This window comes from Paenibacillus antri, assembly GCF_005765165.1.
GTDB lineage: Bacteria > Bacillota > Bacilli > Paenibacillales > YIM-B00363 > Paenibacillus_AE > Paenibacillus_AE antri.
Map to the genome: position 1 here is coordinate 135047 of NZ_VCIW01000005.1, position 23408 is coordinate 158454.

General features: G+C 60.6%; 20 protein-coding genes. 17 read left to right on the forward strand and 3 right to left on the reverse strand.

All coding sequences use genetic code 11. The annotated features are described in order from the left end of the window. Positions 1-62 precede the first annotated feature (62 nt). Positions 63-434 carry a YidH family protein gene (locus FE782_RS10215; protein WP_138193995.1) on the forward strand — a complete coding sequence of 124 codons (372 nt, stop codon included), beginning with the start codon at positions 63-65 and terminating at the stop codon, positions 432-434. Positions 435-514: 80 nt separating this feature from the next. Continuing rightward, positions 515-1939, forward strand: coding sequence for a MocR-like pyridoxine biosynthesis transcription factor PdxR (gene pdxR, locus FE782_RS10220; protein ID WP_138193996.1), 1425 nt, complete (start codon positions 515-517; stop codon positions 1937-1939). Here pdxR and FE782_RS10225 read toward each other — a convergent pair. Together FE782_RS10225 and FE782_RS10230 are read right to left on the reverse strand one after the other, a co-directional pair. Continuing rightward, positions 1862-2803, reverse strand: a complete 942-nt coding sequence (locus tag FE782_RS10225; RefSeq protein ID WP_138193997.1) for a DMT family transporter — start codon at positions 2801-2803, stop codon at positions 1862-1864. The two genes, pdxR and FE782_RS10225, sit on opposite strands and share 78 nt — an antisense overlap. Then, positions 2803-3348, reverse strand: a complete 546-nt coding sequence (locus FE782_RS10230; RefSeq protein ID WP_238392413.1) for a thioredoxin family protein — start codon at positions 3346-3348, stop codon at positions 2803-2805. Before FE782_RS10230 ends, FE782_RS10225 begins: the two co-directional genes overlap by 1 nt. Before the next feature lie 280 nt (positions 3349-3628). Between FE782_RS10230 and FE782_RS10235 the strand changes: the two genes are divergently transcribed. The 4 genes from FE782_RS10235 to FE782_RS10245 all read left to right on the forward strand — a co-directional run bounded on the left by FE782_RS10235 (position 3629) and on the right by FE782_RS10245 (position 5202). Next, positions 3629-4144: an NUDIX domain-containing protein gene (locus FE782_RS10235; protein ID WP_138193998.1), complete on the forward strand. Its 516-nt coding sequence runs from the start codon at positions 3629-3631 to the stop codon at positions 4142-4144. Between the two features lie 26 nt (positions 4145-4170). After that, positions 4171-4314 (forward strand): hypothetical protein, encoded by a 144-nt coding sequence (locus FE782_RS32580; RefSeq protein WP_202914507.1) that lies wholly within the window; start codon positions 4171-4173, stop codon positions 4312-4314. 140 nt (positions 4315-4454) lie between these two features. Beyond that, the gene (locus tag FE782_RS10240) at positions 4455-4796 is read left to right on the forward strand and encodes a cupin domain-containing protein (protein ID WP_138193999.1); all 342 of its coding nucleotides are present in this window, start codon (positions 4455-4457) and stop codon (positions 4794-4796) included. Beyond that, positions 4789-5202, forward strand: coding sequence for a globin domain-containing protein (locus FE782_RS10245; protein WP_138194000.1), 414 nt, complete (start codon positions 4789-4791; stop codon positions 5200-5202). Before FE782_RS10240 ends, FE782_RS10245 begins: the two co-directional genes overlap by 8 nt. Here FE782_RS10245 and FE782_RS10250 read toward each other — a convergent pair. Then, complete coding sequence (locus FE782_RS10250) at positions 5199-6380, reverse strand: MFS transporter (protein ID WP_138194001.1); 1182 nt, start codon at positions 6378-6380, stop codon at positions 5199-5201. The two genes, FE782_RS10245 and FE782_RS10250, sit on opposite strands and share 4 nt — an antisense overlap. A 195-nt stretch (positions 6381-6575) precedes the next feature. On the opposite strand from FE782_RS10250, the gene FE782_RS10255 reads away from it, so the two are divergent. From FE782_RS10255 to FE782_RS10305, 11 genes are all read left to right on the forward strand, one after another. Next, positions 6576-8966 carry an alpha-L-rhamnosidase-related protein gene (locus FE782_RS10255; RefSeq protein ID WP_138194002.1) on the forward strand — a complete coding sequence of 797 codons (2391 nt, stop codon included), beginning with the start codon at positions 6576-6578 and terminating at the stop codon, positions 8964-8966. Continuing rightward, the gene (locus FE782_RS10260; protein WP_138194003.1) at positions 8963-10576 is read left to right on the forward strand and encodes a hypothetical protein; all 1614 of its coding nucleotides are present in this window, start codon (positions 8963-8965) and stop codon (positions 10574-10576) included. Before FE782_RS10255 ends, FE782_RS10260 begins: the two co-directional genes overlap by 4 nt. A 45-nt stretch (positions 10577-10621) precedes the next feature. Continuing rightward, positions 10622-12697, forward strand: coding sequence for a glycoside hydrolase family 88 protein (locus FE782_RS10265; RefSeq protein ID WP_138194004.1), 2076 nt, complete (start codon positions 10622-10624; stop codon positions 12695-12697). Continuing rightward, entirely contained in the window at positions 12694-13893 is a 1200-nt protein-coding gene (locus tag FE782_RS10270) for an enolase C-terminal domain-like protein (protein ID WP_138194005.1), read from the forward strand. The genes FE782_RS10265 and FE782_RS10270 overlap by 4 nt, the downstream gene beginning before the upstream one ends. A 16-nt stretch (positions 13894-13909) precedes the next feature. After that, on the forward strand, positions 13910-14689 hold the full coding sequence (locus FE782_RS10275) for an N-acyl homoserine lactonase family protein (RefSeq protein WP_138194006.1): 780 nt from the start codon (positions 13910-13912) through the stop codon (positions 14687-14689). A 37-nt stretch (positions 14690-14726) separates the two neighbouring features. Next, the gene (locus FE782_RS10280; RefSeq protein WP_138194007.1) at positions 14727-15740 is read left to right on the forward strand and encodes a zinc-dependent alcohol dehydrogenase; all 1014 of its coding nucleotides are present in this window, start codon (positions 14727-14729) and stop codon (positions 15738-15740) included. Positions 15741-15762: 22 nt separating this feature from the next. Beyond that, positions 15763-16518 (forward strand): SDR family NAD(P)-dependent oxidoreductase, encoded by a 756-nt coding sequence (locus tag FE782_RS10285; protein ID WP_138194008.1) that lies wholly within the window; start codon positions 15763-15765, stop codon positions 16516-16518. A 21-nt stretch (positions 16519-16539) separates the two neighbouring features. Continuing rightward, positions 16540-18222, forward strand: coding sequence for an alpha-L-rhamnosidase-related protein (locus FE782_RS10290; protein ID WP_138194009.1), 1683 nt, complete (start codon positions 16540-16542; stop codon positions 18220-18222). Positions 18223-18339: 117 nt separating this feature from the next. After that, the gene (locus FE782_RS10295) at positions 18340-19461 is read left to right on the forward strand and encodes a GntR family transcriptional regulator (RefSeq protein ID WP_238392414.1); all 1122 of its coding nucleotides are present in this window, start codon (positions 18340-18342) and stop codon (positions 19459-19461) included. Between the two features lie 240 nt (positions 19462-19701). Then, positions 19702-21378 (forward strand): ABC transporter substrate-binding protein, encoded by a 1677-nt coding sequence (locus FE782_RS10300; RefSeq protein ID WP_138194010.1) that lies wholly within the window; start codon positions 19702-19704, stop codon positions 21376-21378. Between the two features lie 86 nt (positions 21379-21464). After that, positions 21465-23396, forward strand: a complete 1932-nt coding sequence (locus FE782_RS10305; RefSeq protein ID WP_138194011.1) for an ABC transporter permease subunit — start codon at positions 21465-21467, stop codon at positions 23394-23396. Positions 23397-23408: the final 12 nt, after the last annotated feature.

Here is a 23408-nt window from a genome sequence, read left to right on the forward strand (position 1 = left end):
ATACTAAGTTCGCGTCGAGTTTGCGACGACGGGAACCGTTACGCTTGGAGGAGATATTTGTTTTGGCTACCCAACGGAAGAGCATCGATTCGCAATATATCCAGCAGCACCTCGCGAATGAACGGACGTTCCTGGCATGGGTCCGAACCGCGGTCGCTTTGGCGGGTGTTGGTTTCCTGGCGGCCGGAGTCGTGTTTCGGTCCGACGAATACGAATCCCTTGGGCATCTCTTCGCGGTCGTCACGGGAGTCGGGTCCGTGGTGCTTGGCGGATTGATTATCGGATGTGCGACGAGAGAATATTTCATTAATCGGAGGACGATTAACGATTGCAGCTTTCGGGCTCCGAGTTTATCGATCTGGGTCGCGTTCGCGAGCCTGGGGATCATCGATGTGTTATTGATGATACTTGTCGTCTTATTGCTGATCGGGTAGAACGCGAGTACAATGAATCTGACATGTAGGCTTACTGCATCATTCGAAAATTTCAAAAGACAGCGGGTACGCTTCGACTTATGTTTGAAATCCTTTTGCCAACCGAATCCGAGATGCCGATCTATCGGCAAATTTATCGTCAAATCCGGGAGCTGATCGTCAGCGGCCGCCTTCCCGACGGAACGAAGCTGCCTTCCGTTCGCGCCTTGCAAGTTCAACTGAATATTAGCAAGACTCCGATCGAGACGGCCTATCAGATGCTGACGGCGGAGGGGTACGTCGTCAGCAAGCCTCGTTCCGGACTATTCGCGGCAACGCATGGAATCCGGGATGCGGAGCGGGCGGAGGCGGCTGCTCCGAGCCGGAACGCGGCCTGCTCGGAGCAGCCGACGCCGGCCGCGCGTCCCGCCTTCGTCGCGGATTTCGATCCGACCGCGTTGGATTCGGACCTGTTCCCTTGGCGTACATGGATGAAGACGATGAAAGAAGCCATGGAGATGAGAGCGGGGGACATCGGGAAGTACGGCCATCCGCAAGGAGAATTCGAGCTTCGGCTGGCGTTGGCCGATTACTTGCGCCATTCGCGGGGAGTGAACGCCTCTCCGGAACGGATCGCGGTCGGAGTCGGCATGGCGTATAGCATCGGGGTTTTGACGAAGCTGCTGCCCGGTCCGCGGCGCGTCGCGATCGAGGAGCCGGGGTATAATCTGGTGCGGGATCGATTCGAGCTGAACGGCTACGAGATCGTCCCGATTCCGGTCGGCGAAAGAGGGCTCTCTATCGACGCGCTCGAGCGAATTTCGGCTCGGGCGGTGTATGTCACGCCGTCTCACCAATTCCCGACCGGCGTCGTCATGCCGTATCCCGAGCGGCAGCGTCTCCTCGAATGGGCGGTTTTGAACGACGCTTATATCATCGAGGACGATTACGACGGCGAATTCCGGTACCATGGTAAGCCGATCCCTTCCTTGCAAAGCTTGGACGCTCACGGAAGAGTCGTGTACATCGGCACGTTCTCGAAGGCGTTGACGCCGGCTTTGCGCATGAATTACATGGTATTGCCTCCGGATTTGCTGACGCGACTATCCGACCTGCCGCAAGAGATCGTCTATGCCCCTTCGCGCGTCGAACAGTGGGCGATGCGATCGTTTATCGAACAAGGCCATTGGTATCGGCACATTCGCAAAGCTCGCAATGCGTATCGGCGGAAGCATCGTCGGATCATCGATTTAATCCGAGCGGAATTGGGCGATCGGGTCGAGATTACGGGACAAGACGCCGGACTCCACATCCGATTGACCGTCAAGACGGGACGATCGACGGAGGAATTGATCCGACTGGCGGCGGCGGCGGGCGTGAAGGTATACGATTTTCGGAAAATGTGGTTGGCCCCGCCGACCGTTCCTCCCGACGATCCCCAATGTTTCTTAGGCTTCGCTGGAATCGAGGGGGTGGACATGGACATCGGCATTCGCGCTCTTCGTCGGGCGTGGTTTCGAGATTGACGACTTGCTCGCCAGAAACACGCCCGATAGGATAAGCGCGAGGCCGGCCGCCATGCTCCAGCGGATCGTCTCGTTCAACAGCAGCCCTCCCCAAGCGAGCGAAAATACGGGCAGCAAATACGTAACGAGCGTCGCGAACTCCGGACCGCCTGCTTGCACGAGCCGGTAGAACACAATATAAGCGAACCCCGAGCCGAAGACGCCGAGCCCGAGAACCGCGAACGCATGGAGCGGGTCGGCGAGCTTCGCGAACGGAATCGGCTCGAAGAGGAACGCGGCAAGTCCGCTGCCGATCGACGAGAATAACAACGTTCCGAAGGTGGTTTGGTAGACGGTGAGCGTGCTCAACAGACGTCCGGACAGCTGCGACCCTGCGCCGTAGCATAGCGAAGCGAGCATCATGCCGGCGAACCCAAGAAAGTCCACGGACAGAATCGTTGCCGGGTTCATTTCGAGCAGCACGGCTAATCCGACGACCGCCGCGACCATGCCGAGCCATTGCGAGCGGCGGGCAGCGGCGCCGAAGAAGACGATGCCGACGACCAACGACCAGAGCGGGGTCGTGGCATTCAGCGCGGAAGCCATGCCGCTCGCGATTCGCGTTTCGCTGAAGCCGATCAAGGCCCAAGGGATGCAAGTATTAATGAAAGCCATGATCGCGACTCGCCCCCAAGGGAGCCGCTTCCAACCGAACGGCTTGCGCGCAACGATCATGAACGAGGCGACGGCGGCGAGTCCCAGGACGGATCGAAGAAACACGACGGTCCATGGACCGAAGTGTTCGACGAGCACCTTGATGAAGAAATACGATCCGCCCCAGATTTCGGCGAGCAGCAGCAACGCGAGCGATAACGAGCCTCGCATCAGAAGCGCGCTTCTTTCGGGAAAGCGGCAAATAACGTTTTCAATTCCTGAATGATCGCATCGCGATAGCGCGCCCCGTCGTCTTCGCGGTAAAGCTCGCCGATACGTCGATACGTCCGATCCAGATTCGACTTGTACTCGGGGCGGGATTTGTCCGGATTTTCCTTCTTGAAGCGATCCATCGCCGCTTGGATGTAAGCGGGACGCGCGCCCCAACGCCCTAGCGCATCGCCGTCCGCGTTGAGATACACCGCGATCGGCTGCGCGCGACCGCCGTCGGTCAGGAACGAATCCATGACGTCAAGATGCTCCTCCATCGGGAGAATTTCGCCGGGAATGCCGCAGGTTTCCGCAACCCGAAGCAACAGGGGCACGTTCCAGATGACGTCCGGGCACCAATCCGTGCAGAGGATCAGGCAATGGCGAACGTCGGAACGCTCCCGAATGCCCGAGAAGTGCTTTCGGTCCTCTTCGGTATTCCAAGCGAATCGTTCGTATTCGGTAAGAAATCGCCGTTTCGTATTCGGGATCCCGCTAAGCTCCATCGCGCGGATCTGCATCCCGTCTATGAATTCCTGAGGGGACATGCCTTTGCCGATACAATGTTGTAAATTCAATTTTTGGAGGTTCAACTACGTCACGCAACCTTTCGATGTAAGGGATAATTCGAATGTAACGGATAACTGACCATGAAGAAATGGTCAGTACGCTGCGGTTTTCGAAAGACAGATCGACTCGGGGTTAGGTTGGGTGCTAGATCATATGATTTCAACTTAAGATATAGTAAAATGGTTCCATGTCTTATCGGCGAAAAGGAGGAGTGACATGCGGCGTCTTGTCAGAATTACCGACAGCGACTTCTTCGGCGGCGCTCCGGCGTACTTGGATTCGGTTTCCCGGTACGGCGCCAGAGGCGTGTTACTGGATGGACGTTCGTACGTAGGCATGATGTATATGTCCGCCTCGGACTTGTACAAGCTGCCGGGCGGCGGCGTAGACAAGGGGGAAAATCCTCGGGACGCCTTCGTTCGCGAAATATTGGAAGAGACGGGCTTTGAAGCGCAGATCGTACATGAGCTCGGCTGGGCGGAGGAGCATAAGAATCGCAATCGATTCATGCAATATTCTTATTGTTATTTGGCCAGAGCGCTTCGAAATACGGGGAAGACGATGCTTAGCGCCAACGAGCGTAAGCTTGGCATGACAATCGCGTGGCTGGCGCCGTCCGAAGCGTTGGAAGCGATGGAGAACGCGGTACTGCGCAACGACGATTATTCCAAACGGTTCATGCTGACGCGGGATCGAGCGATTTTGGAGCACGCGATGAAGTTGATAGATTAGGAAGCGCGAGCGGGGAGGAGATGGCGGTGCGAGAGTTCGTCGGAAACTGCCGATCGTGCGAGGCGCCGATTTATTGCAATGAAGGTTTTCTGAACGGCGTCGTCATGGAAGATAAGACGCTGTTATGCTTCGACTGCTCCGAAGAACCGAACGAGAAGAAGGAAGATTGAAACGAAGGAATGTCTGCCGGGTGCGCGGACATTCCTTCCTTTTCGTTATGAGGCGCAACTGTGTTCCACGTCACACTGCCGCAATCTCTCCTGACATAGAATAGAGGTAACACATCATTTCGAAAACAGGAGATGAGCGCATGGAAAAGGTAACGTTAGCCGGCGCAATGGAATACAGCCGGGATCGATTCACGAAACGAGTATTGTTTCAGAAGGGCGGAAGCGTCATGTTCGTATTGAATTTCATGCCGGGCCAAGCGCTTCCCGTTCACGCGCATCCGGGGTCGGAGCTGTTCCTTACGGTTCTCGAGGGGAGCGGAACGTTGACGATCGACGAGCGAAATACGACGGTTACGGCCGGCGACGCCGTTCATTGCGGCGGGGAAGAACGCTTCTCCTTCTCGAACGATTCTGACGAGAACGTCAGTTTGCTGGTCGTCCTCTCGAAGCTGCCGAACGAGCAGTACGCGCGCAATGTTTGAGAACAACCCGTATGCGGCGATCGGCGGCGCGGAGACGGTCAGGAAGCTCGTGACGGCTTTCTATCCGAAGGTGTATGCCGATCCGGACTTGTCCCCTCTGTTTCCCGACGGGGTCGATGAGATCATGAGGAAACAAGAGCTGTTCCTGACCCAATTTCTCGGCGGTCCGACGTTGTATTCGGACCGGTACGGTCCTCCTATGATGAGGCAGCGGCATCTCGCCTTCGAGGTGACGCCGCGCCGAGCGGCGGCGTGGCTTCGATGCATGAAGGAGGCGATGGACGACATCGGCCTCGAGGGGCCGGCGCGGGAGTGGTTTTACGAGCGGCTGACGCAAGTCGCGGGATATATGGTCAATCGGCCGGACGACGGAACGCGAATCGAATCGGAGGCCCCTCGGCGTTAACGGAGGGGCCTTGTTTCCGTACCCAAGAACATTAGCAGGAAAGCGCCGATAAGCAATACGACGGTGAACATGCCGAAGATGACGAGGTAACCGACTTGATTGTCGATGAACGCCCCTACCAGGAAAGGCGCGACGATGCTGCCGACCCGGCCGAAGGCGGATGCGAAGCCTGCGCCCGAAGCTCTAACGCGGGCAGGGTAATTTTCCGGAGTATATGCGTACAGCGCACCCCATGCCCCTAAATTAAAGAAAGAAAGCAAAGCACCATACAACAAGAGGTAGCCGTCGGATTCGCTAGCGCCGAAGCCGACGGCGGCGACGGCCGTCATGGCCATGAACGCGGCCAGCGTAGGCTTGCGTCCCCACCTCTCGACCAGGTAGGCCGCGGAGAAATAACCCGGCAGCTGCGCCAGCGTCATGAGGAGCACGTATTCGAAGCTTTTGATTAACGTATACCCTTTGTCCACCAGAACGGAGGGAAGCCAGAGAAACATGCCGTAATACGAAAAGGAGATCGCGAGCCATACGCTCCATAGCGCGATCGTCGGCTTTCGGTACACCGTAAAGATGTCTCGAACGGTAACGCGATCATCGTCTCTTCGGACGAACGCCGGGGATTCCGGAATGTTTCTTCGTATCGCGACGGCGTATAACAACGGGAACGCCCCGATGAGGACGGCCGTGCGCCATCCGTATGCGGGCATGACGAAATATGCGATGACGGCCGCCAAGATCCAACCGAACGCCCAGAAGCTTTCCAGCAGCACGACGGCTCTGCCTCGTTTCGCTTCTGGCGCGAATTCGTTCACGAGCGTCGATGCGACGGGAAGCTCCGCCCCGAGTCCTAAGCCCATCAGGAATCGAAGGACGAGCATCGAAAGAAATCCCGTCGCCGCCGCGCTGCCGACGCTCGCCAATCCGAACAGCGCCAACGTATAAAGAAATACGGGGCGTCTGCCGATACGATCCGCGTAATATCCCCCAAGGAACGCGCCCATCGCCATCCCGACCATATTCATCGTCCCCAGCAATCCGCCTTCGCTCGGCGTCAGACGCCACTCTTCCTTCAGCATCACAAGGATGAAAGAAAGCAAGCCGACGTCCATGGCGTCGAACATCCACCCGAATCCGGCCGACCAGAATACCTTCCGATAAGTGCTCGAAGTCGAAGTCGACATCGCAGGACTTCACCCTCTCCGCGTTTTTCCTTATTAGGAGTATTCTCCAATAAGCCGAACCTCATGTGAGCGAACGCCGAAAATAAAAGTATATAATTTAAAATGCAATTGATAAAAGAGATCATTAAGTATATATTTTAAGTATAGGGTATACGTAAGTGGAGCAATTACTTCATCAATGGGGGAGCCACCGGAATGAACCAAACTTGGCAAGCGAAGTGGATCTGGATCGATGCGCCGGAGCGAACGCCCAACGTTTATGCAGAAGCGCGGACCGTCTTTCCCGTCGATGCGCAGGTCCGTACGGCCTCATTGCGGATATCCGCGAATCAAGAGTATAAGGTATACGTGAACGGCGTCGAGATCGGGAACGGGCCGTCCCCGTCCGACGTCGCTTGGAAGTATTACGACGAGTACGACGTGGCGGATCGCTTAACGATCGGGGACAACTGCCTCGCGATCGTCGCCTATAACTTCGGGACGACGGACATCGTGACGATGCAGCGCCAAGGTCCCGGCGGCATGATCGCGCAGTTGGACGTTCGGACCGACGAGAGCGACATGACGGTCGGAACGGACGAATCGTGGAGATGCCGGCGTTCGCCGAGATGGGTGAATAACGTCTCCAGAATGCACAATTGGGGCGGGTATAAAGAAATCTATTTAGCGGAAAAGGAAGACGGCTGGGAGCTGGCGGGGTACGACGACTCCTCATGGGAACGCGCCAAGGTCGTCGCGGACGCGCTGCAATCGGATTCCCCTTGGCCGAGATTATTGCCGCGGGAAATTCCGTTCCTGCGCAGGGAGGTCGTTCAGCCTCGCTCGATCGTCCGGATCGAGGAGAACTACGGTTCGCTGCTCGGAACGGAGCGGATGATCGCGAACGGGGGCGAACTCGGCGACGCGGCCGTCGGCCGGATGATTCTCGACGCGAGCGTTCCGGGATCGCTGCCCGGCGTCGTGTTCGATTTCTCCGCGGTGAAGGTCGGATACCCTGAGCTGCTCGTTCATGCGCCGGAGGGCGGCGTGCTGCAGCTGTTTTACGGCGAATCCTTAGAGCTGACGCTGCTGGATACGTTCGTTCTGAAGCGCGGGGAGAATCGTCTGTCTCCATACGGCAGAAGGGCGTTTCGTTATTTGAAGCTGTCGGCGCAGGCGACGCCCGCTCCGATCGCGATAGATTCGTTCCAAGCGAGTTTCGTTCGATACCCGTTCAAGCGGGAAGGCGAGTTCGAATGCAGCGATCCGCTGCTGAACCGGATCTGGGACATCGGCCGGTACACGACCGAGGTCAACAGCCAAGATCATCTGGAGGATTGCCCGTATCGCGAACAAGCGCTGTGGGTCGTGGACGCGGTCGTGATGGCCAAGGTCATCTACCAGACGTTCGGCGATACGGCGTTGGTTCGGAAATGCTTGCTGCAGGGAGCCAGGATTCAAAACGATGACGGCTCCATCCCCGGCACCGGACCGGAGCGGAACGAGTTTCTGCTGCCCGACTTTAACGCATATTGGTTTCTAGGCGTCTACGATTATTGGAAGTACTCCGGAGACGACGCGTTCGTGAAGGAAGTATGGGAGCCGATCCGGCGATTGATCGCTTGGTTCCGGGAGCAAGAAGACGAGAACGGATTGTTCGCCCGGGCGGATCGGGACAACTGGTGGTGTTTCGTCGACTGGGCCGACTACATCGATAAGCGGGACCGGGTCACGGCCGTATCCTGCCTGCATCACAAGGTGCTGCGGAAGGCTGCGGTGCTCGCGGCGGCGTTCGGAGACGCGGCGTTCGCGGCGGAGCTGACCGAGCGGGCCGATCGGGTGCGCGATTCGATCCGCTCGCTGCTGTGGATTCCGGAGAAGCGCATGTTCGCGGATTGTTTGACGGATGACGGTTTATCGGACAGCGTCACGTTCCAGACGAACTTCATCGCGGTATGGTCCGGCATCATGACGGACGAGGAAGCGGAGTTTTTCCTGACGGAAGGGTTTCTGCGCGGCGCGTGTCCCGAGCTTAAGGGGGCTTTCTTTTATCACATCGTGCTCGAGGTGTTGTATGAACGCGGATACGTAGATGCGGCGCTTGACATTATTCGATCTTATTGGGGCGAGATGGTGGCCAGAGGCGCCACGACGTGGTGGGAGACGTTCGATCCGTCGTCCCCGCGTTGTACCGTGCCGAGCCCGTACCAGGGCAACACGCCGACGTATTTGGTCGACCATATTCCGGTCAGCCATTGCCACGGCTGGGGCGCTTCTCCGACGTACGTACTGTCGGAGCGTACGCTCGGCGTCGACGTGCGCGAGATCTCGTCGGGCGCATTCGAATTTCGGCCGGCGCTCGGCGATCTCGCCTGGGCGAAGGGGACGGTACCGACCGCCTTCGGGCCGATTCGAGCGGAGTGGCGGCTGACGGTCGACGGGACGGCGGAGGCGACGCTGGAGTACCCGGAACGGCTGCGTCTCCGGTCGCCGACGCTGACGCGCGCGGCCGAAGAGACGAAGAACGGCGTCGTCGTCGTCCGCGGCAAGCTGGCCGGCGGCGAAACGGGCGCGAACCGGAAGACGGGGGAGGAGTCGATCGCATGAGGGAACGGTACGTCGGGATCTTCTATTTCCTATGGCTCGGGCAGCACGGAACGGAAGGGCCGTTCGACAACGCGAACATCCTGGCGGCAGCACCCGAAGCGGTGCACGACCCGAATCATCCCATGTGGGGACCGCAGAACGCGTTCCATTTTTGGGGAGAACCGCTCTACGGATATTATTTGAACGACGATGCGTGGGTGCTTCGGAAGCATGTGCAGCTGCTGACGGCCGCCGGCGTCGATTTCCTCGCGTTCGATACGACTAACGCGGTTACGTATAAGAACGTCTACGACGTCTTGTTCGGCATTCTGGACGACGTCCGGCGTCAAGGCTTCGACGTGCCCCGGATCGTCTTCTACACGAATACGCGCTCGGGCGAGACGATCGCGCAGCTGTACGAGGACATCTATAAACCTGGGCGGTACGCGGAGCTTTGGTTTCACTGGAAAGGGAAGCCGCTCATCATCGGCGATCCCGGGGAATGCGGCGATGAGATTCGGACGTTCTTCACGTTCCGGCTGAATCAATGGCCGTTCGACGAGCGCAAGACGAACGGGTTTCCTTGGATCGAGTTTTGCCGGCCTCAGCGGGTATATTTCAACGACGAAGGCGAGAAAGAAATCATCAGCGTATCGGTGGCGCAGCATCCGACCGTCGCGATGAGCGACACTCCCTTTTATAATCATGGCGTCAATTGGGGAAGGAGCTTCCATAACGGCGCCAACGACGATACGCCCGGCGCGGAATACGCGGGCCGCAACATCGCGGAGCAATGGGAGTTCGCCCTCGCCGAAGACCCGAGCATCGTGTTCGTCACGGGCTGGAACGAATGGATCGCGATGCGGCTCAAGGGACCGCCGGAGCGTCCGATCTTGTTCGTCGATCAAGCGACATTGAACTTCAGCCGGGACATCGAACCGATGAAGGGGGGATATCACGACAATTATTACCTTCAGATGGTCGAGTACATTCGGCGGTTCAAGAGAACGCCGCCGCCGCCGGCGGCCGGTCCCGGGCGAACGATTCCGATGGAGCGGGATTTCCGAGGATGGGACGACGTTCTTCCGGAGTATCGCGACTTCGCGGGCGACACCGTACCGAGGCGACATCGCGGATACGGAAGCCTCCTCTATTCGGACGATACCGGACGGAACGACTTCGTTACGATGAAGGCGACGCACGACGAGGCGTACGTATACTTTTACGCACGTACGCGAGAGGCCGTCACGCCGCATACCGACCGGCACTGGATGATGCTGTTGATCGACACGGGCGGATCGCCGGACGAAGGCTGGCACGGGTACGATTACATCGTGAACCGGACGGTGAGGGACGCCTCGCGGTCGACGCTGGAGCGCAGCGTCGGCGGATGGCGGTGGGAAGCGGTCTGCGACGTCCGATACGTCGTACGGGGGAACGAGCTTCAGCTCGCCGTGCCGAGGTCGGCGCTCGGCTTGAACCGTCCGGGGACGCCGCTGCGGTTCGAATTTAAGTGGGTCGACCATATGCAGAACGAAGGGGATTTTATGGACTTCTACCGGCACGGCGACGTCGCGCCGGAAGGTCGATTGAATTTTGTATATCGGGAAGCCGGATCCGACAAGGAATGACAGCGCTTACCGCTTGGGGCGGAATCCACTAAGGGAGATGCGCACATGCCGAAGTATAAGCATGCAAGCTATGCCAATGAGACGATCCGATTGGATAACGGGCGGATCCGCGTGGACGTTCATAAGCGTCTGACCGGTTGGGGCTGGGCGGAAATCCATGCCGGAGACGGCGCCTATATCGGCGTGCTCGATCATCTCGGCGAGGTGATGCTCCGGGACCAAGAGATGCCGATGCGGCTCGAGGCGACGGACGTCCTTCGATCGAGCGGCGACTTCGGGGAACGGTTGACGTTCGCGGTCTCGTCGCTCGTCGTGCAGCAGAAGCTGAAGGGCACGTCCTTCGAGCAATGGATTCATTATCCGTTCGCGGAGCCTGTCATGGAAGGAGAGGTGACGCTTACCGTTCCGGCGGACGAGGCGGCGCTCCTTCTCTCGTTCCGCCTTCGTTCGCGAAGCAATCTATTCGCTCGATACGTTCGGGGGCCTTGGGTGAAGGTCGGGGAAGGCGACTTCGGAACGGCGAAGACGGATGCGATCTTTCCCGGCGTGGAATGGCTTCAGGGCGACGAGTGGTCCAGCGGCACGGACTGGTTCAAGGATCCGTGGGCGCAGCGGTTCGCGCCTCACCCGAACAAGGTCGCCATTCCGTTAATGGCGATCAGCCGAGGCGGCGTCTTCGCGTCGCTCTCGTGGGATCCGCGGCAGGACGCGACGCGGTGGTTCAACGATCGCGCCCACCGCCCCCAGCCCGTGTTCGCCGCGCCGAACTTCATCGACCGGATGAACAATCAATTAATGGGGGTCATGGTTCCCGACGCGCAAGGGGAGGGCGCGGAGAATCGCGTGTACGCCGATCCTCCGCTCGAGCTTCATAAGGATCAAGAGATACGCTTCGACGCGGCGATTCGCATCGGCGCGGGGGACAGCCTCGATGCCGTCGTCGATTGGGTGAAGCGTTACGGGCTGCCGGCGCCGCCGACGCCGAGATGGCCGCTCGAACGAGCGCTGGAGCGAATCGCGACGGCGTACGACACCCGGTATTGGCACGAGGGCAAGGGCTTCGGCTTCGCGCAGCATCCCGGAGCGGAAGGGCCGCATGAGCCCGGCTTCGCCGAAAGGTACCTTCGGCTGTTTCCGGACGGCGCCGCCGCGGCGGGCCTGCGGGAGAAGCTCGCTTGGTGCCGAGCCCAGCCGGGATACGTCAAGCCGCAGCTGCGGTTCGGCGCCGTCTCTCGGATTCGGGACATGTCTCCGGAACGGCTTGCGGCGTACGGCGAGGAGCTTCTCTCGTATCAACGGGAAGACGGTGCGTTCCCGTTCGACCCCGACGGGAGGCATTACATGAAGGACGACTTCGTCGTCGCGAGGGAGTATCTGGAGCCGATGGGTCATGCCGGCGACACTGCGCTCGATATTTGCATCGTCCCCGCGGCGGAGCTGATCGCGCTCTGGGAAGCGACGGGCGAGGCGAAGTACCGGGACGCCGCGACGTTGACGTTGGAGTTCTGCGTACCGATGAAGCGCCCCGAGGGCGGGGATTTCTGGGAGACGCCGCTGCGAAGTCCGAATTTGCTCGCCGCGGGACACGCGGCTCTGGCCTATACGTACGCCTACCGGGCGTTCGGCGAACCGCGGTATCGGGAGAAGGCGGTCTATTGGCTGCGCGCCCTGCTGCCGTTCACGCATCTGTGGCATCCGGACCGACTGCCGATGATGTACAATACGAAACCATGCTTCTGCTCGAGCGATTGGTACTTCGCCAATTGGGTGCGGGATCACGTGCAGTGGGAAGCGCTCGTCACGTTCGCGGCCGCATCGGAGATGGGCTTCGACTGGGGGGCGCTCGATCCGGAGATCGATTGGCATCGGTATCAGGAGGGCATTACGATCGCCGCGCTGCGCTGGATGGTCGATCATCGGGACAACGCTTGGCAGCCGCACAATCTCCCTTGGACGTTGGAACTCTATCGCCAAGGGGCGCTCGACGACTGTTACGCCGATACCCATAACGCCGTCACGGGCAATTACGGCGGAATGGTCATTCCGCCCGATCCGATCGCGATCAATTTGCTCGCCGTTCTGGAACGGAAGAAAACCGCAGGAGTGAGGTGCTGGACATGAAAATCACCGCCGTGAAGGTGTACGTCACTGGCAGGAAGCCCGCGGCGAACGCTCCGGAAGCCGTTGCGGGCGCAGGCGGTTCCGCCGTCGCGAAGAAGGGCTCGTGGCTGTCCGAGACGGTCATCGCCAATCCGATGTCCATGTACCCGGAATATTTCGACCGGCGATCGTCTTGGACCGGCATGGGCGGCCGCACGATCGTCGCGCTCGAGACCGACGAAGGGCTCGTCGGGATCGGCGAGACGGCGTCGGGCATGGCGACGTCCCCGATCATCAAGCAGCATCTAAGCCGGTTTTTGGTCGGGCAGAGCCCTTTTCAAGTCGAACGGTTGTGGGACGTCATGTTTAAAGTTACGCTGCCGTACGGACGGAAGGGCGCCCCGATCATGGCGATCTCGGCGGTCGATCTGGCGCTCTGGGACTTGATCGCGAAGGCGCGGCGGGAACCGCTGTACCGGACGCTCGGCGGCCCGGTCAAGGAGAAGGTGCCGGCCTATTGCACCGGGAACGAATTCGAGAAGACGAAGGATCGCGGCTTCCTCGGGCAGAAGCTGGCGATGCCGTACGGTCCCTCCTCCGGCTATGAGGGGATGCGCAAGAACGTCGAGTTGGTCGCGCGCGCGAGAGAGGCGCTCGGTCCGGAGAAGGAAGTCATGTTGGATTGTTATATGGCGTGGAACGTCGACTACACGGTGCGCATGGCGGAGCTCGTCGCGCCGTACCGCGTGAAGTGGATCGAAGAGTCGCTGCCGCCCGACGACTACGAAGGCTATGGGATCATCAATCGCAAGGTGAACTCGTCCGCGATCGCCACGGGCGAACACGAATACACCCGATACGGGTTCCAACAGCTGCTGGACGCCCGGGCCGCGGATATTTTGCAGCCGGACGTCTGTTGGTGCGGCGGCATTACGGAAGCTCGGAAAATCAGCGCGATGGCGTCCGCGAAGCATATTCCCGTCATTCCGCATGCGGGCGGCCTGCAGCCTTGGGCGCTCCATCTCATTTTCGCGGATCCGAACATGCCGATGGCGGAATTCGCTTATATCAACGGGGCCGACCTGCCGAACCAAGACCCTGTGCTGGCGGGCGTTCCGGCGCCGAAGGACGGGTGGTTCGAGCTGCCGCAAGGCGTCGGCGCCGGCATCGAATTCCGTCCGGACGCGGACGATCATCTGATCGAACTTGAAGGGTAAGGGGGAGGTGAGGACGATGGACGACGACGCGACGAAGACGCCCGAGTACCGCGTGAGATGCTTGCGGACGGCCACCCATAAGGCGCCCGAGCCGGTCTTCCTCTACATGAAGGGCTTCGGCCGCACGGTGGACGTCAACTGCTACTTCTGGCTTGTGCAAGGCGGCGGACGGAACGTACTCGTCGATACCGGCATGGGCGGCGACTACCCGGGGCGGCTGACGGAAAGCGCGCGCCGAAGCGAAGCGGGCTTCCCCGTCGGCGACGGCGAGGATACGCTGTCGCAGCTGCAACGCCACGGGCTGCGGCCCGGCGACATCGACATCGTGATCCTTACGCATCTCCATTACGATCATATCGCGAACGTACAGCTGTTCGAGAACGCCGACATCGTCGTCAACCGGAAGGGGTGGGAGGCGGCCTTGACTCCGGTTCATCCCGTATTCGACGTCTTCCCGAAGGACGTGCTCGCGCATATGGCGACGCGGATGAAAGCGCAACTCAGGCTGGCGGCGGACGAGGAGGAGATCGCGCCGGGCATCGCCGTCCTCTGGACCGGAGGGCATACGCGCTGCTCGCAAGCGGTGAAGATTCGAACCGCGAAGGGCAACGTCGTCCTGACCGGCGACGTAGCGTATTTGTACGACAACCTCGAGACGGAGCATCCGATCGGCCTCGGCGTCAGCTTGTACGAGTCGGTCGCGGCGCTGCGACGATTGAAGCGCGAAGGGGACGTGCTGCTCCCCGGCCATGACAAGCGAATCTTAGAACGGTATCCGGACGGGATTATCGCGTGAGGGTCCGTTCTTGGCGGGAGGAGGCGAATTCCTTACAATGAAAGCGTTACTGTGGACGGCGCCGGAGCGAATCGAATGGACGGACGTTCCGATGCCGGCGCCCGCGGACGGCGAGCTCTTGATTAAAGTGCATACGGTCGGCGTCTGCGGCTCCGATCTGGAAGGATATTTGGGCCACAACAGTTTGCGGAAGCCGCCGCTGCTCATGGGGCATGAGTTCTCGGGTACGGTCGAGCAGGTCGGAAGCGGGGGCGGCTTCGCGCCGGGACAGCGCGTCGTCGTCAATCCGCTGTCGTCGTGCGGCAGGTGCCGCCTCTGCGCGCAGGGGCTTCGCCAGCTGTGCGATCGCCGTTGCCTGATCGGAATTCATCGGGCCGGCGCATACGCGGAGTACGTCGTCGTCCCGTCGGACAACGCGGTCGCGCTGCCGGACGGCCTGCCGTTCGAGACGGCGGCGCTGACCGAACCGCTAGCTTGCTCGTTCCGCGCGGCGCGCCGGGCGATGGCGGGCCATGCGCTGGCCGACGTCGCCGTCGTCGGCGCCGGCGCGATCGGGCTGCTGGCCGCGTACTCGGCGCGGATCATGGGCGCGTCGGCGATCTACGTGATCGACGTGAACGAGGCGCGGCTGCGGACGGCGGAACGGCTCGGCATCGGCGTGCCGATCGACGCGAGGGGAGACGTCGAACGCGAGGTGAAGCGGCTTCGGGGCGAGAGCGGCGTCGACGTCGTCATCGACGCCGCCGGCTTTCAGCCGACGCGGACACTCGCCGCGTCGCTCGTCCGTACGGGAGGCGTCATCATGAATGTCGGCCTCGGCATCGACGACACGTCGGTGCCGATCAATCGGTTCATCCGCTCCGAGGTGGACGTGAAGGGCTCGTTCTGTTACGCCGATTCGGATTTCCAAGACGCGCTCCGGCTGTTGGCCGATTCGAAAGTAAGCGAGCGCGGGTGGACCGAGCTTCGGCCGTTGTCGGCCGGGGCGGACGCGTTCCGGGAGCTCGTCTCCGGACGTTGTCCGTCGGGGAAGATTTTGCTTCAATCGTAAGCGAAGCGAGGGGGCGGGCCGGATGAAGCTTGCGGGCAAGGTCGCCGTCGTTACCGGAGGAAGCCGCGGAATCGGCGCCGGCATCTGCGAAGAGCTGGCTGCGGCGGGGGCGGCCGTCGCGGTCAATTATACGAATCAAGAGTCGGAGGCGAACGCCGTCGTCGAACGGCTGCGCGGGGCGGGCGTTCCGGCGCGGGCGTTCCGGGCCGACGTCTCGAAGAAGAACGAGGTCGACCGGATGATGGACGATGCGGCGGAAGCGTTCGGGAGGATCGACATCCTGGTGAACAACGCCGGGATCTGCCCGTTTTCCGACTTCTTCGCGATCGACGAGGCGACGTGGCGGCGGACGATCGACGTCAATCTCGCCGGCGCGTTCTTCTGCTCTCAGGCGGCCGGTCGTCATATGCGGCGTCAAGGCGGCGGCTCCATCATTCACATCAGCACCGTGACGGCCTTCCGCGGCGGTCCGGAGCAAGTGCATTACGCGGCGAGCAAGGGCGGCCTGAACTCGTTGACGTCGTCCATGGCGGTCGCGCTCGGCCCTTACGGCATTCGGACGAACGCCATTCTGTGCGGCGGCGTCCCGACGGATATTAACCGCCGCCAGTTCGCGAACGGCGTGCCGGCGCCGAAGGCGAAGAGCCGCGGAGTGCCCGCGGGCAGAATCGGAAGCCCGGAGGATATCGGGAAGGCGGTCGTCTTTCTCGCCTCCGACGACAGCGAGTGGGTGACCGGCGCGGCGCTCGCCGTCGACGGCGGCGCGCTCGTCTTGTAAATCGAAACGGGAGGAACCGTCATGTTGGAACGCATCGCGAAAACGAAAGATCCCAGAACGCGGTATTACGTTACGCCGACCCGCGTCTTGTGGCAAACGGAGGGCGAAGGGGTCGAGGTCCTATCGGCCGAAGCGCTGCTGGAGGAGCGCGACGGTCAGGCGACGCTCGGAGGCGGCGAAGCCTGCATCCTGAGCAATCGAGGCGGGCAAGCCGGCCTGCTGCTCGACTTCGGCACGGAATTGCAGGGCGGCGTGCAGATCGCGCTATGGACGGCCGGCACCGGCGCGAAGACGACGAAGCTGCGCGTGCGGTTCGGCGAATCGGCGGCGGAGGCGATGAGCGAGCGCGGCCCGTCCTCCACCGCTACGAACGACCATGCGGTCCGCGATACGATCGTCGAGGTTTCCAGCTTCCTCGGCGCGACGGACATCGGAAATACCGGCTTCCGCTTCGTGCGCATCGACCTCTTAGACCCGGAAGAAAGCATTCGGATCAAGAGCGTGCGGGCGTTCCTGTTGATTCGAGAGCTCGAGCGGCCGGGAAGCTTCCGCTGCAGCGACCCGCTGTTGACGCGGATCTGGGAGGTCGGGGCGTACACCGTGCACTTGAATATGCAGGAATATTTATGGGACGGCGTGAAGCGGGACCGCTTGGTATGGGTCGGGGATATGCATCCGGAGACGTCGACGATCCAAGCGGTGTTCGGCAATCACGAGGTCGTGCCGCTAAGTCTTGATTTCAGCCGCGACGAAACCCCGCTGCCCGGGTGGATGAACGGCTTCCCCAGTTATTCGATGTGGTGGATCTTGATCCACCGCGACTGGTACCGTCAATCCGGCGATATGGATTATCTGCTCGAGCAGAAGTCGTACCTGCTCGGCTTATTGGCGGCGCTGATCGGCCACGTTCGGGACGACGGCACGCACGATGCGCCGAGCGCGTTCCTGGACTGGCCGACGTCTCCCAATCGGGCGGGCGTGGAGGCGGGCGTCCACGCGCTGTTCGTCTTGGCGCTGCAGGCCGGCGCGGAGCTGTGCGGCCTGCTGGGAGCGGCGGAGGCGGAGCGCGATTGCCGGCGGGCGGAGCGAACGCTGCGGCGGCGCGTGCCGGAGCACGGCGGCAGCAAGCAGGCGGCCGCTCTCATGGCGCTCTCCGGGCTGGTCGATCCCGTCGAAGCGAACGAGCGGGTTCTGGCGGTGGACGGCCCCCGAGGCATCTCGACGTTCCTCGGGTATTACGTGCTGAAGGCGCGCGGCGAAGCCGGCGACTTCGTCGGCGCGCTCGACGTCATCCGACGATATTGGGGCGGCATGCTCGAGCTCGGGGCGACGACGTTCTGGGAAGATTTCGACCTGTCGTGGATGGAAAACGCGTCGCGGATCGACGAGCTGCCGGTGCCCGGCAAGGTCGACGTGCACGGCAGCTACGGCGATTATTGTTATAAAGGATACCGGCACAGCTTATGCCACGGCTGGGCGTCCGGCCCGACGGCTTGGCTGTCGGAGTACGTGCTCGGCGTCCGTATCGTCGAGCCCGGATGTCGCAAGCTTGCGATTCGGCCGCGGTTGGGGGACCTGGAATGGGCGGAGGGCAGCTTCCCGACGCCGTTCGGTCCCGTGCGCGTCGCCCACCGGCGGCGCGCGGACGGCGCGGTGGAGACGGAGATCGACGCTCCGGTCGGCGTCGAGATCGAATACGCATGATCCAATAGAACTATGATCGGCCTTTCGTCTGCGACGGGAGGCCGGTTCTTTTTCCGGAGGCGCCTTGAAATGGGATGAACACATAAAGTATACTTAAGTCATGACAAGGAGCGGAGCGTGCTATCATTGAAACTTGAGAAAACCCCGATGTACCAAACGATCGTCGACGATTTGAAGCGAAAGATCGCGGCGGGGGCGTTCGATCTGAACGAACCGCTGCCGACGCAGGTCGAATTCGCGAAAATATACAACACCAGCGAAATTACGACGCGCCGGGCGCTGACCGAGCTCGCGAACGAAGGGTATATTTATCGCGTGCGCGGAAGGGGGACGTTCATTCGACTGGAATCGGACGGGAAGCCGAAGGACAAGACGATCGCGCTCGAGCGCATCTATCTCGCGCATTCCTCGATTCCGCTCGGGACGTTCAGCCACCGATTCTACGGGGATCTCGCCGCCGGCATCCAGGAGGTGTGCGAGGAACACGGCATCCGGTTTCATCTCTTGGACGTCGGTCATAAGAACGCGCTGCCCGCGAAAGACGAGAAGACGGGCTTCGTCCTGCTGCCGAACGCGAACACGAATCCGGATTTGCTGCGCCGCTGGAAGGAAGAGGTGCGCAAGCTCGTTACCGTCCATTTCTATTATCCGCAGCTCCAAATTCCGTACGTCATCGTCGACAACTTGACGGGCGGCTTCTTGGCGACGCAGCATCTGCTGTCTCTCGGCCATCGCCGCATCGGCATCGTGCTGACGGGGAAGTCGGCGCTCGAGATGAATCAGGAGTTCTCGCTGCGTCTGCAGGGCTATCGGCTTGCGCTGTCGCAGTATAACGTCGACTTCGACCCGGACCTCGTCTCCGTCATCGAGATGGACGAGGAATCGGCGGAGATGGGCTACGCGGGCGCGAAGAAGCTGCTCTCGCTGCCGAAGCCGCCGACGGCGATGTTCGTCACGAGCGATTTCAAGGCGGTCGGCGCCATGCAGGCGATCAAGGACGCCGGACTTCGCATCCCGGAGGACATCAGTGTGATCGGATACGACGATACATTGATCAGCCCTTATTTGGAGCCGAGTTTGACGACGATCAATCAGAATACGATTTCCGTCGGACGCAGAGCCGCGGAGATGTTGATTTTCGAATGGAAGCAACACGAAGAGGGGCGGCTGCTGAAGGAAGAGATCGTCCCGAAGCTGATCGTGCGCGACAGCACGACGGAGCTTGATCCATACGCTTGAACCCCTTAACGCCGCAAGGCGTTATTTTTTTCGACATCGTTCAACAAAGTATTCTGTTTACTTTCAGAATATACTTATTGATAAACAATTACTTTATGTATATAATGATGGTAATAAGTATACGTTTTAAATTATCGATCGGAAACGGAGGTGAACGAAACTTTCGGCGGTATTGTGTAAGCGCTTAGATGAGCATTCATTTTCGGATGGATCCTATCGTTGAAAAGGAGAGGTCGTTACATGCGGCTAAAGAAATCAATCTCATTGCTTCTGACCCTGATGTTGTCGGGTTCGCTTCTCGCGGCCTGCACGAATTCCGGCGGCGACGCAGCCGAAGAACCGCCTGCGGAGCAGCCCGCGCAAGAAACCGAACCGAAGCCGGCGACGGAGACGCCGGCGCCGGAAGCGGAAGCGTCCGAATTGGAAGGCACGATTCGCATCTCGCTTCCGAACGCGTCCGCGGGCGTCTGGAACGCCGTCGCGCAAGGCTATATGGCGAAGCATCCGAAGGTGAACGTCATCGTCGACAATAAACCGTTGGAAGGTTATCGGGAATGGCTGACGGCGCAATTCGCGGCCGGCACGCCGGACGTCGACTTCGTCGTCTCCAACGAGGTTGCTTCCCTTCACGAAAGCCAGAAATTCGTCGACATGTACCCGTTCTTCGAGAAGGATAATCCCTATACGGGCAAGAAGTGGAAAGAGAGTCTGGATTTAGACGCGATGGGCATCAATTATTCCGGGATCGGCGCGGACGACCACCTCTACATGTTGAACTTCGAGTCCGTCCAGATCGTGTGGCTGTACAACAAAGAAATTTTTAACGCGGTGGGCATATCCGAAGCGCCGAAGACGTTCAACGAGCTGATCGAGGCGTTCGAGAAAATCAAGGCGGCGGGCTATACGCCGCTCGCGCTCGCCGGCAACTCCAATTCGATGTGGAGCGGCGAAGCCGGCTGGCTCGTGCGCATCTATGCGGATCAGTACATGCGGGATTCGATCAACATCGTTCGCTCGCAGCCGGACGATTACACGTATCTGCCGGAAGTGGACGACAGCTGGACGTTCGATCCGAACGATCCGTATAACGATTCCAACAGCAAGGTCACGAAGAACGATCTTCGCGTATGGAAGGCGATTCAGGACAAGGAAGGTCCGTTCATGGTAACGGGCAATCCGAAGTGGTCGGCGTTCATGGAAAACTTAAAGACGCTGTTCCAGTATACGCCGGACGGATTTTTCGGCGTCAACGCCGAGCAGGCCTACAGCTTGTTCCTGACCGGCAAGGCGGCGACGATGATGAGCACGCCGGGTTCGTTCTGGCAGCTGCCGAAGGACTTCGCGAGCGAGGAGAAGACCGGCGCGCAAGGCGGCGTGAAGCCGTTCGAGTACGGATTCTTCAACATGCCGTCCATGGAAGGCCCCGAAGTCATGGCGCCTGCGCGGACGATCCACATTCCGATCGGCTTCTACAGCTTCGTCGCGAAGGACGCGAAGCAGACGGAGCTGGACATGGATTTCATGATGTACCTGACGAGCCCGGAAGGGTATAAGGTGTACTTGACCGCGATCCAAAACAGCGACGACGCGGCGCTCTCGGGCTCCCCGGCGCTGAAGGACATCGTGCTGCCGGACGAAATGGCGGCGGCGTTCGCCAACTTCGAGCCGATCGGCAACACGGAAGGCTTCCCGAGCGCGTCTAACTCCTTGGCGCGCGGCGTATGGGATCACCAGCCGTCGGTGCAGGACTGGGTCGGTCTCGTACAGCGATATTTCGGCGGCCAAGTGACGACCGAGCAATACTTGAACGAATACCAAGGCATCGTCGACAAATATTTGGAGCCGGCGCTGAAGGAGAAGAAGCTCGAGCGGAGCGATCTGGAGCATCCGGAACGCAGGCCGCCGGAGCGCAGCTAGAACCGAAGTACAGACGGAGACGAACCGTGCGCGCCGGTAGGGCCGCGCGGCTAGTCTCCTAGAGAACTCGCGGAGGAGGAGTAGAGATGTCGGTACGATCGGTACGCGGCAAAATCGCAGCGCTGGCGGGCTGCCTCGCGATCTGCGCTTCGTTCTTATTTACGGGAGCGGCGCACGGGAACGGAGGATGGTCGCTGGCGGAACCGGAAAATATTACATCTTTGTCGTTATCCGAGGACGGCACGAGAATCGCGGTCGGCAGCTATGGCGCGAAAGCGTATTCCTTCCAAGCCGACGGCGCAGAGCAGTTCGCGTTCGAGACGCGCAACGTCGTGACCGGCGTGGCGCTCTTGACGGACGGCAGCCTGCTCGTCTCGTCCGACGACCGGCGTCTCTACAAACTCGACGCAGAGGGCAACCCGATTTGGGAGCTGGACGTGAAGCGGCAAGTGAAGAGCGTCGCCGCATCGAAGGACGGCGCGGTCGCCGTCTATATCGCGCAGGGGCGGTCGACGGTGACGTTCTTCGACGTCGCCTCGGGCGAGACGGTTCATGAGGCGGACGTCGGCATTACGCCGTCGCATGTGCAGGTGTCGCCGGACGGGCGGTTCGTGGCGGTCGGCGCGCCGGACCAATACGCGTATGTGTTGGACGCGGAAGGTACGTTATTGCGCAAGGTCGGGGTTTCCGGAACGATCGAAGCGATCGGCGTCTCGAACGACGGCGCCGTCGTCGTCGGCACGTCCCGCAACGAAGCCGTCGCCTTCGACGCGGAGGGGAACCAGACGACGGTCTATCCCGTGAAGGACGTCGTCACGGACGTGGACGTGTCGGCGGACGGCGGGTACGTCGCGGCTTCGGATTTCCTGGGCAACTTCTATGTCTTCGCGGCCGACGGGAAACCGCTCTGGACGGCGCGCGTCGACGGCGCGGGCCGGCAGGTGAAGTTCAATTCGGACGCGACGATGCTGTACGCGGGGACGGGCAACGGCGCGTTGTTCGCCTACGACGTCGGGGAGATCGTCGCCTCGGCGAAGAGCGGCGCGACGATCCGGTTGTTCTCGTGGATCGCGGCCGCCGCGGCCGGCGTCGCAATGGCCGCCTTCGGGCTGCTGTGGTTGAAGCGGCGGCGGAAGCTCGGCGTCTTCATCGAGATGTGGCGGTCCAAGTATATCTATCTCGCGCTCGCCCCGAGCTTCGCGCTTGTGTTCGCCTTTTTGTATTACCCGGCGTTTTCCGGATTGTTCCACTCCTTGTACGATTGGAATCCGGGCGGACGGACGGTATTCGTCGGTCTGGACAACTTCGAGCGCATGGCGAACGACCCGTACGTGACGAAGGGGATCGGCAACCTGGCGCTCTTGATCGTCACGGGCATCGTCAAGTCGCTGCTGCCTCCCTTGATCGCGGCGGAGCTCATCTACCATCTGCGGAGCAAGAAAGCTCAATACTGGTACCGCACCGCATTCGTCGCTTCCATGGTCATTCCGGCGGTCGCCGGGTTGCTCATCTGGCAAAACCTGTACGACCCGAACGTCGGTCTCATCAACAATGTGTTGGAAGCGATCGGACTGCCGGGCCACGCTTGGCTGGGCGACCCGAACACGGCGCTCTGGGCCGTCATCTTCATCGGCTTCCCGTTCATCGGCATCCTGCAGCTGCTCGTGTTTTACGCGGGATTGCTGGCGATTCCGGAGGAGCTCGTCGAGTCCGCGAAGATCGACGGCGCCAGCCTCTGGCGCATTATTCGTTCGATTCACCTGCCGCTCTTGTCCGGGCAATTCAAGCTGCTGATCATTCTGGCGCTCATCGGCATCATTCAAGATTTCGGCGGCATCTTGATCGTCACCGGCGGCGGACCGATGGATTCGACGTACGTTCCGGCGCTCCAGATGTATTACGCCGCGACGATCTTCAACGATCTCGGGTATGCGTCCGCGCTCGGCGTCGCCATGTTCGCCGTCATTCTGGCGATCACGATCGTTAATATGAAGCTGATCAAAACCGCGAACGATTAAAGGAGGAGACCG